The organism is Streptomyces sp. NPDC048483, from assembly GCF_040651455.1.
Taxonomy (GTDB): Bacteria; Actinomycetota; Actinomycetes; order Streptomycetales; family Streptomycetaceae; genus Streptomyces.
The window spans coordinates 17914-31640 of record NZ_JBEZJZ010000095.1; the positions used below are offsets into that span (position 1 = coordinate 17914).

General features: G+C 71.6%; 15 protein-coding genes and 1 pseudogene. 10 read left to right on the forward strand and 6 right to left on the reverse strand.

All coding sequences use genetic code 11. The features are described 5' to 3' along the window. Positions 1-33: 33 nt before the first annotated feature. A complete protein-coding gene (locus tag AB0D04_RS33205; protein ID WP_362710965.1) occupies positions 34-903 on the reverse strand; it encodes a hypothetical protein in 870 nt (289 codons plus the stop codon). 104 nt (positions 904-1007) lie between these two features. On the opposite strand from AB0D04_RS33205, the gene AB0D04_RS33210 reads away from it, so the two are divergent. Further along, a complete protein-coding gene (locus tag AB0D04_RS33210) occupies positions 1008-1427 on the forward strand; it encodes a S41 family peptidase (protein WP_362710967.1) in 420 nt (139 codons plus the stop codon). Positions 1428-1459: 32 nt separating this feature from the next. Here AB0D04_RS33210 and AB0D04_RS33215 read toward each other — a convergent pair whose 3' ends face one another. The 4 genes from AB0D04_RS33215 to AB0D04_RS33230 all read right to left on the reverse strand — a co-directional run bounded on the left by AB0D04_RS33215 (position 1460) and on the right by AB0D04_RS33230 (position 4385). Beyond that, a complete protein-coding gene (locus tag AB0D04_RS33215; RefSeq protein ID WP_362710968.1) occupies positions 1460-1696 on the reverse strand; it encodes a hypothetical protein in 237 nt (78 codons plus the stop codon). A 2-nt stretch (positions 1697-1698) separates the two neighbouring features. Continuing rightward, positions 1699-1935, reverse strand: coding sequence for a DUF6400 family protein (locus AB0D04_RS33220; protein ID WP_362710970.1), 237 nt, complete (start codon positions 1933-1935; stop codon positions 1699-1701). A gap of 364 nt (positions 1936-2299) precedes the next feature. Beyond that, a complete protein-coding gene (locus AB0D04_RS33225) occupies positions 2300-3484 on the reverse strand; it encodes a PP2C family protein-serine/threonine phosphatase (protein ID WP_362710972.1) in 1185 nt (394 codons plus the stop codon). 211 nt (positions 3485-3695) lie between these two features. Continuing rightward, positions 3696-4385 carry a helix-turn-helix domain-containing protein gene (locus AB0D04_RS33230; protein WP_362710974.1) on the reverse strand — a complete coding sequence of 230 codons (690 nt, stop codon included), beginning with the start codon at positions 4383-4385 and terminating at the stop codon, positions 3696-3698. Between the two features lie 240 nt (positions 4386-4625). Between AB0D04_RS33230 and AB0D04_RS33235 the strand changes: the two genes are divergently transcribed. Together AB0D04_RS33235 and AB0D04_RS33240 are read left to right on the forward strand one after the other, a co-directional pair. Further along, on the forward strand, positions 4626-6113 hold the full coding sequence (locus tag AB0D04_RS33235; protein WP_362710995.1) for an APC family permease: 1488 nt from the start codon (positions 4626-4628) through the stop codon (positions 6111-6113). A gap of 104 nt (positions 6114-6217) precedes the next feature. After that, the gene (locus AB0D04_RS33240; protein ID WP_362710976.1) at positions 6218-7885 is read left to right on the forward strand and encodes an amidohydrolase; all 1668 of its coding nucleotides are present in this window, start codon (positions 6218-6220) and stop codon (positions 7883-7885) included. A 44-nt stretch (positions 7886-7929) separates the two neighbouring features. Here AB0D04_RS33240 and AB0D04_RS33245 read toward each other — a convergent pair whose 3' ends face one another. Beyond that, complete coding sequence (locus AB0D04_RS33245) at positions 7930-8340, reverse strand: organic hydroperoxide resistance protein (protein WP_362710978.1); 411 nt, start codon at positions 8338-8340, stop codon at positions 7930-7932. A 135-nt stretch (positions 8341-8475) separates the two neighbouring features. Between AB0D04_RS33245 and AB0D04_RS33250 the strand changes: the two genes are divergently transcribed. The 7 genes and pseudogenes from AB0D04_RS33250 to AB0D04_RS33280 form a co-directional block, all read left to right on the forward strand. Further along, a complete protein-coding gene (locus tag AB0D04_RS33250; RefSeq protein WP_362710980.1) occupies positions 8476-8928 on the forward strand; it encodes a MarR family transcriptional regulator in 453 nt (150 codons plus the stop codon). A gap of 282 nt (positions 8929-9210) precedes the next feature. Further along, on the forward strand, positions 9211-9444 hold the full coding sequence (locus tag AB0D04_RS33255; protein ID WP_362710982.1) for an acyl carrier protein: 234 nt from the start codon (positions 9211-9213) through the stop codon (positions 9442-9444). After that, positions 9441-10682, forward strand: coding sequence for a beta-ketoacyl-[acyl-carrier-protein] synthase family protein (locus AB0D04_RS33260; RefSeq protein WP_362710984.1), 1242 nt, complete (start codon positions 9441-9443; stop codon positions 10680-10682). Before AB0D04_RS33255 ends, AB0D04_RS33260 begins: the two co-directional genes overlap by 4 nt. 92 nt (positions 10683-10774) lie before the next feature. Then, positions 10775-11674: an alpha/beta hydrolase gene (locus tag AB0D04_RS33265; protein ID WP_362710986.1), complete on the forward strand. Its 900-nt coding sequence runs from the start codon at positions 10775-10777 to the stop codon at positions 11672-11674. A 63-nt stretch (positions 11675-11737) separates the two neighbouring features. Next, positions 11738-12052 carry a metalloregulator ArsR/SmtB family transcription factor gene (locus AB0D04_RS33270; RefSeq protein WP_362710988.1) on the forward strand — a complete coding sequence of 105 codons (315 nt, stop codon included), beginning with the start codon at positions 11738-11740 and terminating at the stop codon, positions 12050-12052. Beyond that, positions 12049-12897 carry an SRPBCC family protein gene (locus AB0D04_RS33275; protein WP_362710990.1) on the forward strand — a complete coding sequence of 283 codons (849 nt, stop codon included), beginning with the start codon at positions 12049-12051 and terminating at the stop codon, positions 12895-12897. Before AB0D04_RS33270 ends, AB0D04_RS33275 begins: the two co-directional genes overlap by 4 nt. A 459-nt stretch (positions 12898-13356) precedes the next feature. Continuing rightward, a pseudogene (locus AB0D04_RS33280) lies at positions 13357-13727 on the forward strand (lytic transglycosylase); the annotation flags it as partial.

Sequence of the window (13727 nt, forward strand, 5' to 3'; positions counted from 1 at the left end):
ATCTGGTCAGCGCGGTGCTCCGCACGACACGGTTCAGCCCCGGTTCTCGCTCTCGGTGGGATGGGGCAGGCCGATCGGGTTGGGGAACGGCAGCACATCGGCGGCCAGGATGCGCCGTACGACGACTTCCAGGCCCTCCAGGAGGCGGTCGGTCTCCGGCCTGGGGAGGGGGCGGAGCAGGCGGGCCGCCAGGCGGTCGGTCTCGTCCTCGATGCGGGTGCGTTCCTGCATGCCGTGGTCGGTTGCCTCGCCGTGCTCGTCCACCAGGCCGCGGGAGCGCAGCCGGTCGGCGGCGGCCGCCCAGTCCTCCTCGCTCCACCCGCGGTCCTGCCGCATGGTGTCCCTGGGGACGCGGCCGGAGGCGGCGGCGAGGACCAGGGCCTCGCAGCCGTCGAGTCCTTCGGCGGCGAGTACGGCGAGGTGTGCGTCACCCCTGAACTCGCGTACCGCGGTGCTCAGTTGCCACAGCCGCTCAACCGGGTCGGCGTGATCGCACAGCGCGCGGTTCGCGGCGAAGAGGGGCCGCGCGACGGTGGGCGCGTCCTCGACGATCGCGAGCAGCGGGCTCGCCAGCTCTGCAGCCGTCCTGTCCAGGTCGGGGTGGATCCTGCGCAGGGCGTCGGCGGCGCGGCGGGCGCGCTCGTCGAGGACGTGCGCCGGACTGACGATGCCCCAGGCCGCAGGCAGCGCACGGGCGATCATGCCGGGTGCGAACACGCCTAGTGCGGCGGTGGCGAGGGCGGGTTCCACGGCGCCCAGCGGTGCGGTGCGGGAGGCGAAGTAGCCCATCCAAAAGCCCTTGAGGCCAAGGGCCTTGCCCAGTCCGCGGCACTCCTCGTCGAAGTACGTGACGGCGTGCAGTGGTTCGGTCAACAGCCAAAGCGATCGTGCGCGCAGCTCCATGCCCGCACGCTACCGCTCGATGATCTGCACCGCTCCATGTTCTGCGGCCATGTCCATCAACGCGCACATCACCGCGCACTCCCCGGCGCACGCCCGGCGCCGCCATGTGGTGCAGCTACTTCTTCCCCGACGACCAGGTGCACCTCAACGACTTCTACGAGCGCTCCACGGGCGCGACCCGCCAGTACTGGACCGCCGCCCAGCTGCCCGCGCCGCGCTATCTCGACCGTCCGGTGTACGCGCTGACCAGCGCCGTGACGTTCTCGGGAGGCGAGGACGTGGCGTACACCCTGCAGGCTCACGGGCGCGCGATGACCGTCGGGGAGGTGACCCGGGGCGGGGCGCACCCCACGGCCCGCCACGCGGTGACCGAGCACATCACCGTCACCGTGCCGACCGCCCGGACCATCAATGCCGTGACGGGGACCAACTGGCAGGGCGTCGGCGTGCGCCCGGACCTGGCCACTTCCGCCGAGCGGGCGCTCGAGGTCGCCCGTGAGGACGCACAGCGGCGCGCTGCGTAGCGCGGGTGGGAGGAGGCCGGGAGGGGTCGGGGTCAGATGGCGCGACGGCCGCCGTCGCCCGCCCCGAAGCCAGAATCCCAGGCCCACAGGTGGGTGCAGTTGGGGCACTGGAGGTGCAGCAGGCTGCCCTTGTTCGACAGGAGGTAGCGCCAGTGGTCGGCGCAGGTCCGGCCGTCGAGGCAGGTGGCGCAGTCCCGGTCGTCCCGGCAGCCGGGGCACGGCACCCAGGCCCGGCGGCCGATGTCGGCGGTGGGATCGAGCGGCAGCATGCTCACGCCTGCCCGGAGGCCGGCAGCACGTTCGCGGCGACCAGCATGTCGTACGTGGCCTGCTGCTCGGCGTCCAGGCCGGAGTAGAGAAGCCGCTGGGCCGCCGCCTCGGCCTCCATCACCTCGATGGGGTTCCAGGTGTCGCCCAGCGCCGCGAGGACTTCGGTCCGGCGCCGGGTTTCGTGCTCGGCGAGGTCGAACGCGAATATGTGGTGGTCCGAGGTGTTGCGGTCGATCATGGTGCGCGTCCCATGCCACTTGGGGATGATTCGGACGTGTTTACCAAGTGGGGTGGGGTTGAGGAAGCGTCAGGTGGGGCGCGATGGCGTCACAGAGGGCCACGGGCCATCACCACGTGGCACCGAGAAGGCGCATTTCCTGGCATTGCGGACATTTCGCCTCACCGTTTTGCCGAGATATGCCCGATACGGAGCGACGGGGAGACAGGGACGGGCGTGACGCATGTCATCGACTCCCCGGAGGACGGGGCAGTCGCCCGGGGACGGCGCAGTCACCCGGCGGCACCCTCACACCGTTCTCGCGGCGCGGCACCGTGCCCGCAGCAGCGGCATCGAGACGGGAGACCGGCCACGCCGGCGGTGTCTACAGCCGCTGGACAGACGCCGTACTGCCGGCCAGACGCCGTACGGCGACCGCCGCGGCATCGTCGCCCAGCCGGCCGCCCGTATGCGTCAGCAGTTCCTCGCGCAGACACTGCAGCAGCTGCTGCGGACTGCTCGCGCTCCAGGCGGCGGCGCGCTCGACGAGCGGATAGAACGCCCCTCCGCTGTCACGGGCCTCGATCACCCCGTCCGTGTACAGCAGCAACAGGTCACCCGGCTCGAAGGGGAAGGTCTCGACCTCGTACTCGGGGGCCCCGGGCAGACCGCCGAGCCCGATGGGCAGCGCGGTCCGCCGAGGGCGCAGGGTGACGGTTTCGCCGTCGCGCAGCAGGAGGGCGGGCGGGTGACCGCAGGTGATGGTGCGCAGTACGGGCCACCGGTCGGGGATGTCGAAGAGCGAGGCGGTCGCGAAGCTCTCGTCGGCCTCGGTTTCCTCGGCGGCCCCGTCCGGGTCCCTGCCCCGCTCAGCGGCCGCGCAGCCGGGGCCCGGATCGGCGCGCCACTGGCCGCTGTCCCAGCGGACGGCGCCGTCGAGATGGATGGCGAGCTTGGGCAGCGTGGCCTGGCGGTGGGCGGCCGCCCGGAAGGCGCCGAGGATGAGGGCCGCGTGACTGTACGCGGGCAGTCCCTTGCCGCGGACATCGCCGATGATCAGCCGGGTGCTCCGCGCGGTGCGGACCGCCGCGAACAGGTCGCCGCCCATCTCTGCCTCCTCCTCGGCGGGCAGATAGAGCGAGGCGATCTCCAGCGCGCCGCTGCGCCGGGGCAGCGGCCGCAGCAGGACCTGCTGGGCGACACCGGCCACCGAACGGCTCTGGATGAGCCGCCGCTCACCGCGGTCCCGTACGACGGTGAAGAGCACGACCAGCGCGGAGACGACCACCAGCGCGGCGATCTGGGCCTGGAGGTTCCCGGTGAGCAGCACGCCCCGTGCGATACCGATGGACACCTGGGCGGCGACCGTCAGCACACCGATCGCGGCGGTCAGGAGGGGGCCGGCGAATGCCGCGGTGATGGCGGGAGCCGCGACGAGGAGCGGCCCGAGGTGGACGTCGGGCGGCGCGAGCACGTCGATCACCACGACCGCGACGATGAGTCCGACCGGGATGAGGGTCAGTACGGGGCTCAGTTCTCGCCGTCGCGGCAGTTGTCCACGCAGGTGCATCGGCCATCGAAAGGGCATGCACCATGTTTGCACCCATAGGATTGAATTGCCCGTTTCGGGATAGCATTCACCGCTCTGCGGTGGTGCGGGGCTTGCGTGCGGCGTGGAGTGGAGAGGCCCGCCCACAGACGGTGAACGCCGTGGTGCAACACGCATACGGCGGCACCGGATCACCTCAACCCGCCCCGGCGAAAAGGCAGTTGACGCCGCCCTACCTCGACGCCCGCAACGCCTCGATGAGCAGGTCCAGCGCCCCCTCGACCGCCGACCCCGCCATCAGGGGAAGCTGGTCCCGTACGCGATGGATGTTCGGGTACGCGTCCGCGGGCAGGGTGGCGTACGCGGACCGCCACGCCTGGTCGTCCGCCGTGCGCTGGCCGGGGGACAGCCGCAGGAACCCGGCGTCGAGGGCCGCGTGACCGAGGGCCGTGTCGACGAGGGTGTGGTAGTGGCGTACGGCGGTGGCCTCGTCGAAGCCGGCCTCCAGGAGCAGGCCGATGCCGGTGTCGACGGCGCGTTGCTCGTGGGGGCGGCCGGTGACGCGGACGGTGCTGAAGACGGCGATCTGCGGGTGCCGCAGCGCCGAGCGGTAGGCGCGCAGGCAGAGGTCGCGCAGGTCGGCGGCCCAGTCGCCGCTGCGGGTGAACCCGGCCATGGACTCGCCGATGAGGCGGTCGGCCAGCGCCAGGAACAGCTCCTCGGTGTTGCGGAAGTAGCGGTAGACGGCGGAGGGATCGGCGCCGAGGGCCGCGCCCAGTTTCCGTACGGTGAAGGCCTGCGCGCCCTGGGCGTCGATGAGTTGGCACGCCGTGTCGACGATGAGGTCGGCGGACAGCACCACACCGGAACCCGTCGGCCGGCGCCGTCTGCGCTCGGCCGGAACCCGTTCGTTCGCCGCCATGCCGCTCCCCTCCGCTCCGCCCGGGGCCACCGCCCCGGCCCTCACCCGCGCCAGTTAATCACCAGGTTACGTCAACGCCGTTGACACAAGGAGGGGCGGGCGGTTTCATCGGCGGACACAGCGCCGGCTCACCCCGGCCGACAACGGCCCCGGCCCACCGTCCAAGGAGCGCGTGCCATGCCCCCCTCCGCAGAGCAGCAGGTGCAGGTGCAGCAGGTGCAGGACCCCGGACCGGCGAGGATGCGCCGCTCGCTGGGGGTGAAGGACGGGGTGGCGATCGCCGCGTCCAGTACGGCGGCGACCACGAGCATCGGCATCGGGATGGGCACGCTGGCCGCGTACGCGGGCCGCCACACCCCCGCCCTCCTCCTGCTCGCCTTCCTCCCGATCCTCGGCATCGCGCTGTCGTACGCCCGCCTCAACCGCACCGAGCCCAACTGCGGCAGCGGCTACACGTGGGTGGGCCGGTCCATAGGCCCCTGGCCCGGCTTTCTGACCGGGTGGGTGGTGCTGGTCGGCAACGTGATCTTCATGGCGTACACGGGCGCGGTCACCGGCTCCGTTGTGCTGCAGTTCCTGAACAAGCTCGGCCTGCACAGCGTGCTGGGGCTCCGGCTGGATCCGGCCTCCACGGGCATCAGTACGGCGGTCGGGCTGGTCGCGCTGGTCGTCGTCACGGTCACGGCCGTCACCGGGGTGCGGTCCGCGACCCGGATGCAGCTGGGACTGCTGATCTTCGAATACGTGGTGCTGCTGGGCTTCTGCGGCTGTGCGCTCGTCGTCGGCGACCAGCCGTTCTCGCTCTCCTGGCTCGATCCCTTCAAGATCTCCTCGCCGGAGGCACTGGCGCAGGGAATGGTGATCGCGGTGTTCATCTACTGGGGATGGGACGCCGCGTTCAGCGTGAACGAGGAGACGCGCAGCGCGTCCGACGCCGCCCGCGGTGGCCTGATTGCACTGGTCGCGATGCTCGGCCTGTTCCTGCTGGGTGCGTTCGCGTTCCAGCGGGTGATGAGCACCGGCGAACTCATCCGTAACGGTCCGCAGGCACTCACCTTCCTCGGTGCCCGGCTGGCACCCGAGCCCTGGGCCTCCCTGCCCCTGGCCGCCCTGATGTGCTCCGCGTTCGCCTCCCTCCAGTCCAGCGTCATCCCCACCGCCCGCGGCGCGCTGGCCATGGCGCGGGACCGGACGCTGGGCGCGGTGTGGCAGCGGGTGCATCCGCGGTACGGGTCCCCCGCGGTGGGCACCCTCCTGATCATGGCCATCGCGGCGCTGCTCGCCGTACTGGCCGTCGGCATCCCCCGGCTCAACGACATGATCCTCACCGCGGTCAACTCCATCGGCCTGACGGTGGCCCTCTATTACGGACTCACCGCGCTCGCCTGTGCGGTGCGCTTCCGGGCCGGCTGGCGCCAGGGCCCGGTGCGCGCGCTGCGGGATGTGGTCGTCCCTGCGGCGAGCGCGCTGGCGCTGTTCACGCTCGGCGGCTACCTGATCTGGGACTACGCCACGATGAGCGACCACTTCGAGGCGAGCCCGGACAACGGCTGGTTCCTGCTGATGCTGCCCACGCTCTTCGTACTGGCCGGGCTCGCGGTGGCCGCCTGGGCCAAGTGGGTGCGCCGTGCCCCCTACTTCCGTACCGGCCGGGGGACGGACGCCGACGCGATCACCTTGCCGATGGACGGGGCGGGCGGGCGGCAGGCCGGCCCCGCCGAGGGGTGATCGCCCCCGCCTGCCCGGTCCCGTGGCCCCGTACGGCCCCCACCACTCCCCCACCTCCCCCGACCCCGACCCCTACCCCGACGCACCAGGAGGAACAGCCCCACATGAACACCACCACCCCCGCTGACCTTGTCTTCCTCTCCGGCCCCGTGCACACCGTCGACCCCGCGCGGAGCCGGGCGAGCGCGGTGGCCGTGCGCGGGGACCGGATCGTCGCCGTTGGGCACGAAGGGGACAAGGACGGGATGCGCGAGCTGATCGGGGCCCGTACGGAGGTCGTCGACCTGCGGGGCAGGCTGCTCATGCCGGGGTTCCAGGATGCCCATGTCCATCCGGTGGGCGGCGGGCTGGAGTTGGGGCAGTGCGATCTCAGCCAGGCGGCCACCGCCGATGCCTGTCGCGGGCTGATCCACTCCTACGCCGCCGCGCATCCCGACACGCCGTGGATCACCGGCGGCGGCTGGTCGCTGGAGGCCTTTCCCGGCGGCATGCCGAACCGGGAGTTCCTGGACGCTCTCGTGCCCGACCGGCCGGTGTTCCTGGTCAACCGCGATCACCACGGCGGCTGGGCCAACTCCCGCGCCCTGGAGCGGGCCGGGCTCACCTCCCGTACGCCCGACCCGGCCGACGGGCGGATCGAGCGCGACGCCGCCGGCGAACCGACCGGCATGCTCCAGGAGGGCGCCATGCGGCTGGTCGGCGACCTCGTTCCCGAGCCGACGCCGGCCGAGCAGCTGGCCGGGCTGCTCCGGGCGCAGCGCCTCCTGCACCGTTACGGGGTGACCGCCTGGCAGGACGCGCTGCTGGGCCGCGCCCTCGGAATGGCCGACGCCGCCCCCGCCTATCTGGCGGCCCGGAGCGAGGGGAAGCTGACCGCGCGGGTGACCGGGGCCCTGTGGTGGGACCGGTCGCGCGGGGCCGAGCAGATTCCTGATCTCCTCGCTCGGCGCGCGGAGCTGACGGGTGGACGGCTGCGCGCGACCAGCGTGAAGATCATGCAGGACGGGATCGCGGAGAACCATACGGCGGCCATGCTCAGCCCGTATCTGACCGCGTGCGGCTGCGCGTCCGACAACAGCGGCATCTCGTTCATCGATCCCGAGGAGCTGCGGAGGTATGTGACGGAGCTGGACGCCGAGGGGTTCCAGGTTCACTTCCATGCCCTCGGTGACCGCGCGGTCCGCGAGGCGCTGGATGCGGTCGAGGCCGCCCGCGCGGCCAACGGCCGGCGGGACACCCGGCCCCACCTCGCCCACCTCCAGGTCGTCCACCCCGAGGACGTCCCGCGCTTCCGACGGCTCGGCGCGACGGCGAACATCCAGGCGCTGTGGGCCGCCCACGAGCCGCAGATGGACGAGCTGACCATTCCCTTCCTGGGCGCCCGGCGGGCCTCCTGGCAGTACCCGTTCGGCGACCTGCTCCGGTCCGGCGCCACCCTCGCGGCGGGCAGCGACTGGCCGGTCAGCTCCCCCGACCCGATCGCCGCCCTGCATGTCGCGGTCAACCGCCGGGCGCCGGAGGCGCCGCCGTCGGCGCCGGTCTTCCTGCCCGACCAGCGCATCGACCTCGGCTCGGCCCTCGCCGCGTACACGGCGGGCAGCGCCTACGCCAACCACCTCGACGACACCGGCACCATCCAGCCCGGCAAGCTGGCGGATCTGGTCGTCCTCGACCGCGACCCCTTCGACGGCCCGAGCGAGGCGATCGCCGGGACGCGGGTCCTGCAGACATTTGTCGGCGGGCGGCGGGTGTATGCGGCCGATGATGCGTGAGGCGGCGGCCCGGCAGAGGGCGAGCGTCCCCCGTCGCTCATGAGCTACTCGATGACGAGCTCGACGTCGATGTTGCCGCGGGTGGCCTTGGAGTACGGGCAGTACTGGTGGGTGGCCTCGACCAGCTGACGACCGGTGTCGCCGGCGAGGGCGTCGGGCAGTTCGACGCGCATGATCACGCCGAGGCCGAAGCCGGTGTCGTCCTTGCCGATGGAGACCTCGGCGGTCACCGAGACATCCTTGGTGTCGATCTTCATCTGGCGCCCGACATTGGCCATCGCGCTGGCGAAGCAGGCCGCGTACCCGGCGGCGAAGAGCTGCTCGGGGTTGGTGCCCGCGCCACTGCCGCCGAGCGCCGGAGGCATGGCGAGGGCGAGGTCGATCTGGCCGTCGGAGCTGACTGCCCGGCCCTCGCGGCCATTGGCGGTGGCGACAGCGGTGTACAGCGCGTCCATCGGATTCTCCCTGCGTTGGGTGGGCCCGGCGGCCGTTTCCCGGCCGCCCGATGACCACAACGATTGCACACCTTTGAATTGTGCGCAACTTAGTTGTGCACAATCAAATCATCTGCGACGAGCTAACCTGAACCCATGACCACGCTCCCGGTACCCGACTCCGAACTGCTCCGCCTCGACCACCAGGTCTGCTTCCAGCTGCACGCCGCCTCGCGCGCCTTCGGCAGCGTCTACCGGGACGCCCTCAAGGACCTGGGCCTGACCTACCCCCAGTACCTCGCCATGCTGGTCCTGTGGGAACACGGCCCGCAGCCCGTCAAGGCCATCGGTGAGCAGCTGCGGCTGGACTCCGGCACCCTCTCCCCTCTCCTCAAGCGGCTGGAGACCGCCGGCCTCGTACGGCGCGAGCGCAGCGCCGAGGACGAGCGTTCGGTCACCGTCCATCTGACGTCGGCGGGCGAGGACCTGCGCACCCAGGCCCTGCCGGTGCCCCGCCGGATGCTGGCCGCGACCGGTCTCACGGTCGAGGAACTCCTCACGCTGCGGGGCCTGTTGGGGCGGGTCACCCACGCGCTCGACGAGGCCTGACCGGCCGCGGACGGGCGGGGTCCGGGCGCCGCCGGGCCGAGTCCGGCGGGGTTCGCCCCGTACCCTCCACCGACCCGTGCCGTTAGGACAGGCAGGTGCCCGCCGCGGTGCGCGCGCGCTTCCCCCGCACAGCCCGTTGCGCTCATCACTCCATTGAGCTACCGATGTTGGGGGCTCTTTGGGGCCAAGGCGTATAAAGATGGCCAAACCAGCCGGAGCCGCCGGCGAGCACCCGCCAGGACGCGGTTGGCAGCACGTCTACGAACAGCGGAGGAGCGCCACGTGAATGCGGCAGATTTTGTCCACGACCTGCTGGTCCAACGATTCGGGGTCGCCATGGCTGAGATCCGGTACGAAACACCGCTGCGGGCGCTGCGCATGGACTCCCTGGCGCTGGAGGAGCTGCGGGTGCTCATCGAGGACCGGCTGGACATCGACCTCGACGACGTGGCGCTGACCTCACGGGACACCGTGGGTGCGCTGGTGGCGGCCGTCGACGGCAAAGTCGCCGCGTGACGGCCCGGCAGCAGCCGTTCTCCGCGGCGGTGACGGGACTGGGACTGGTGACCGCGGCGGGTGTGGGGGCGAAGGCCGCCTGGCACTCCGTCACCCAGGACTGCGTACCGAGCGGAGTGTCACGGCAGGACGAACTCGCCGACCTTCCCTGCGACTTCATGTACACGGTCACGGATCTGGATCCGGCCGCGGTGCTGGGCGTCGCCACCCAGCGGCTGATGGACCGTTTCTCGCAGCTCGCGGTGATCGCCGCACGGGAGGCGGTCGCGGACGCCGGGCTGGATCCGAAGACCTGGGACAGCAGCCGGATCGCGGTCGTCATCGGCTCCGCGCACGGCGGACTGCCCTTCTATGACGAGCAGCATGTCGCGATGTCGCAGCGCGGCACCCGGCGGGTCTCCCCCAAACTCGCCCCGCTGACCGTGATCAACAGCGCGGCCAGCAGCGTCTGTACGGACCTCGGCGTGCACGGCCCCAGCTTCGGCGTGGCAACCGCCTGCTCGTCCGGGACCGTGGCGCTGGGCACCGCGCACCAACTGCTGCGGGCCGGCGTCTGCGACATCGCCATCGCCGGCGGCGCCGAATCGACCGTCTCGCGGCTACTGATCGCCAGTGCCTGCCAGATGAAGGCGGTCTCCACCCGGCGGGAGAATCCGGCCGCGGCCTGCCGTCCGTTCGATGCGGAACGGGACGGTTTCGTCGTCGGCGAGGGCGCGGGCCTGGTCGTACTGGAGCGGCCCGAGCATGCGCGCGCCCGCGGGGCCGCCGTCCGCGCGCACGTCTCCGGGTACGGCGCGTCCAGCGATGCGTATGCGGCGGTCGCGCCGGACCCCGACGGCGCGGGCATCGAACGGGCGCTGCGGACGGCGATGGCGGATGCGGAGGTCGCGCCGGGCGACGTCGGCCACGTCAATGCGCACGGCACCTCGACGGTCGTCAACGACCTCATCGAGGCGACCGTGCTGGAGCGGGTGCTCGGCGGTCACCCCCTGGTCACCTCCACCAAGGCGATGACCGGGCACACGCTGGGCGCCGCCGGCGGCATCGAGACCGCGCTCACCGTGCTGGCGCTGGAGCACCAGCTGGTGCCGCCGACCGCCAACCTCGACGTACCGGATCCGCGGATCCCGATCGAGATCGTGCGTAAGGAGGCCCGGCCCGCGACGTTCGACTGCGCGGTCAAGACGTCGCTCGGCTTCGGCGGGCACAACGCCGCGCTCGTTCTGACGCGCGCCTGATCATCCGCACCCCACCGACTGCAACCGACGGGAGCGGGCGCGCCACATCGGCGCAGCCCGTTCCCGTCGGTCTTCCCGAGAAGGAATCAGCCATGGCCGAGGAAACGATCCGCGCTTTGTCGGTGAGCGGAGTGTCCTATTCCTACCGGTTGCTCCGGCAGCCGGACCGGATCACCGAGCCCGTCATGGTGCTGGGAGGTGCGCTGCAGGGCATGTTCGGCTGGCCGCAGATGGAAGACCAGGTGGGGCCGGTGGCGGACGTGGTGACCGCCGACCTGCCCGGCATGGGCAGCGCCGATCCGCTGCCCGCGGGTCCGAGCATCAACCTCGTGTGCGCCGCGATCGAGAGGGTCATCGACGATCTGGACGTCCCGCAGATCAATCTCTTCGGTTTCTCCTACGGCGCGGGCCTGGCCTATGGGTGCGCCCAGCGCTTCCCGCGTCGTATCGCGCGGCTGGCGCTCGGCGGCGTACCGGCGCACGTCACCACGGCGCAGCTCGAACTGTGGCGGCGGGCCGCCGACCATCTTGCGCGCGGCGAGTCGGAGGACTTCGCCACCCTGGTGACCGAGGGCCTGATGTGTCTTGACGAGCGGCGGCATGTGACGAAACGGCGGCTGGCCTATCGCTATGTCCGGCGCTCGATGCTGCACGCCGCCCGGAACTCACCGCATGCCGTCGACTCCCTGCGCCGCGCGCTGGTGGACCGCCCGGATTTCTCGTCGGGCCTGACCGGCGTGCCGACGCTCGTCTTCAGCGGCGAGCACGACACGGTGACCGCCCCGGCCCGACAGCGCGACTTCGCGGCGGCCATCCCCGGCAGCCGCTTTGTGACGATTCCCGACGCCGATCACTGGGTGGTGCTCGAGCGTCCGGGGGAGGTCGCGGACCTGGCCGTGCGCTTCTTCACCGACGCACCGCTGAACTCGGCGCCGTGCCTGGTCCCGGCGCCGCAGGAGGAGGCGGCGGTGGGAGATCCGGCGTATGTGTAGCGCCTGACCTGCAAGGATTAACATTCCCTTGTGGTTATATAGCCGCAAGGTAATACTGGGTCCATGCCCATACCGTTCGACGTACTCGCGGAACCGAGCCGGCGCAAGATCCTCGATCTGCTCCTGGAGCGACCGCATCTGGTCGGTGAGCTCACGGAGCGGACCGGGCTGAGCCAGCCCGGCACCTCCAAGCATCTGCGGGTGCTGCGCGAGGCCGGGCTCGTCCAGGTCCGGCAGGACGCCCAGCGCCGCTGGTACGAGCTGCGGCCCGAGCCGCTCGCGGAGCTCGACGCCTGGCTCGCCCACTACCGGCATCTGTGGACCGGGAGCCTCGACGCCCTCGAACGGCATCTCGACGCCATGGAGGACCCCCGATGAACCCCCACTCCGACACCCTCACCACCGCTGACGGCCGCACCGCGCTGCGGATGGAGCGCCGGCTGGCCCATCCGCCCGAGAAGGTGTGGGCCGCGATCACCGACCCGGCCCGGCTCGGTCAGTGGTTTCCCGCCGAGGTCACGGTGGAGCTCCGGCCCGGCGGGGCGATGGCCTTCTCCATGCCGGGGTTGAGCGGCATCGCCATGACCGGCACGGTCACCGATGCCGACGAGCCCCGGCTCTTCGCCTTCACCTGGGGCGAGGACCATCTGAGCTGGGAGATCACACCCGATGGGGACGGTTCGCTGCTGACCTTGGTGCACACCTTCGGCGACCGCTGTGGCGGGGCGAGCTTCGCCTCCGGCTGGCATCTGTGCATCACCGCGCTCTCGCAGCTGCTCGACGGCGCGTCGACGGCCGTGTCTCCCGACTCGGGGGCGCTGCACGAGGCGTATCTCGAGCAGTTCGATCTCGGCCACGGCACCGTCGAGGACACGGCGGAGGGCCCGCGGGTCCGCTTCGAGCGTCAGCTGGTACGGCCGGCCGACGCCGTTTGGGCAGCGCTGACCGAGGGGGACGAGCCGGCCCCGGGCGCGCCCGTACCGGAGGGCTTCACCGCGGAGAAGATCCCGGGCGGTCCGGTGACCGAGGTGCGGGCGTCCGAGCTGCTCGCGTACCGCTGGCACCCGGAGGGGACGGTCCGCTGGGAGCTGCGGCGGGGCACCGGCCACGGCCCCCGGCTGGTGCTCACGCAGACGGGACCGCAGGGATTCGACACGGAGGCGGCGCTGGCCGCATGGCACTCCCGTATCGAGCACCTGGCGGCGCGGCTGCTCGAGGACTGACGACGGGAAGGCCCCCCGCGGTGGCGGGAGGCCCGGTCCTGGCGGCCCCTGCGTATCGCTACGCAGGGGCCGCCTTCACGTATCGACACAAAGGGGGTGAAACGCCCATCTGCCGTGTGAGCCAGGCAACTTTGCGGGCGTTCCGGAGCCGGATGTGCGTGCCCGTCGGGTGATGCGGGGCACAGGACGCACATCACTTACGAGCCTGCCTAGTCGACGCCATTCCGGCAGATGGCGCCGAGCGCGGCCTTTACATCGGGCATTTCGCACCATCTGACGAACATAGGTAGTACTCGGCACCATTGCCACCAACCAGGGCACTCGCTAAACATTGTTCTCGGCAGCACCGAGAACGAGCCGATGACCTCAGCCGGAACGGCGGGCACGGCGATGACCCTCGGTCCTCACGGGCCACCGAAGGCCACCTGCCCCCGCCACCCCCCTGGAAGGTCATTCCGCATGCGCTTCACTCTGCCCCGCACCGCCCGCACCGGCCGCACGCACAAGTTCTCCGCGGCGCTGGTGGCCACCGCGAGCTGCGCCGCGGCCGTTGCGCTCGCGTCGCCGAGTCAGGCCGCGACGCCGGCCGACCACGCGGTCGCCGCGACCGTCGCCGACCACATCAAGGTCACCGCCGTCGACAAGCAGGCGCACACCGCGAAGCAGGCCGCCAACCGCTCCACCGAGCGCAAGGCCCTCACGCCGAAGGTCAAGAAGGCCGCCGCCAAGTCCGAGAAGCAGTACGCGAACAACCTGGACGGCTGGATCCGCGAGGCGCTGGACATCATGGACGCCAAGGGCATCCCCGGCTCCTACGACGGCCTCCACCG

Coding starts and splice junctions, on each gene's coding strand:
- AB0D04_RS33225 (WP_362710972.1), bottom strand. CDS start 3,484: ATGCACCTGCGTGGACAACTGCCGCGACGGCGAGAACTGAGCCCCGTA.
- AB0D04_RS33215 (WP_362710968.1), bottom strand. CDS start 1,696: ATGCTGCCGCTCGATCCCACCGCCGACATCGGCCGCCGGGCCTGGGTG.
- AB0D04_RS33275 (WP_362710990.1), top strand. CDS start 12,049: ATGAACCCCCACTCCGACACCCTCACCACCGCTGACGGCCGCACCGCG.
- AB0D04_RS33220 (WP_362710970.1), bottom strand. CDS start 1,935: ATGATCGACCGCAACACCTCGGACCACCACATATTCGCGTTCGACCTC.
- AB0D04_RS33235 (WP_362710995.1), top strand. CDS start 4,626: ATGCGCCGCTCGCTGGGGGTGAAGGACGGGGTGGCGATCGCCGCGTCC.
- AB0D04_RS33230 (WP_362710974.1), bottom strand. CDS start 4,385: ATGGCGGCGAACGAACGGGTTCCGGCCGAGCGCAGACGGCGCCGGCCG.
- AB0D04_RS33270 (WP_362710988.1), top strand. CDS start 11,738: ATGCCCATACCGTTCGACGTACTCGCGGAACCGAGCCGGCGCAAGATC.
- AB0D04_RS33240 (WP_362710976.1), top strand. CDS start 6,218: ATGAACACCACCACCCCCGCTGACCTTGTCTTCCTCTCCGGCCCCGTG.
- AB0D04_RS33210 (WP_362710967.1), top strand. CDS start 1,008: ATGTGGTGCAGCTACTTCTTCCCCGACGACCAGGTGCACCTCAACGAC.
- AB0D04_RS33245 (WP_362710978.1), bottom strand. CDS start 8,340: ATGGACGCGCTGTACACCGCTGTCGCCACCGCCAATGGCCGCGAGGGC.
- AB0D04_RS33265 (WP_362710986.1), top strand. CDS start 10,775: ATGGCCGAGGAAACGATCCGCGCTTTGTCGGTGAGCGGAGTGTCCTAT.
- AB0D04_RS33250 (WP_362710980.1), top strand. CDS start 8,476: ATGACCACGCTCCCGGTACCCGACTCCGAACTGCTCCGCCTCGACCAC.
- AB0D04_RS33205 (WP_362710965.1), bottom strand. CDS start 903: ATGGAGCTGCGCGCACGATCGCTTTGGCTGTTGACCGAACCACTGCAC.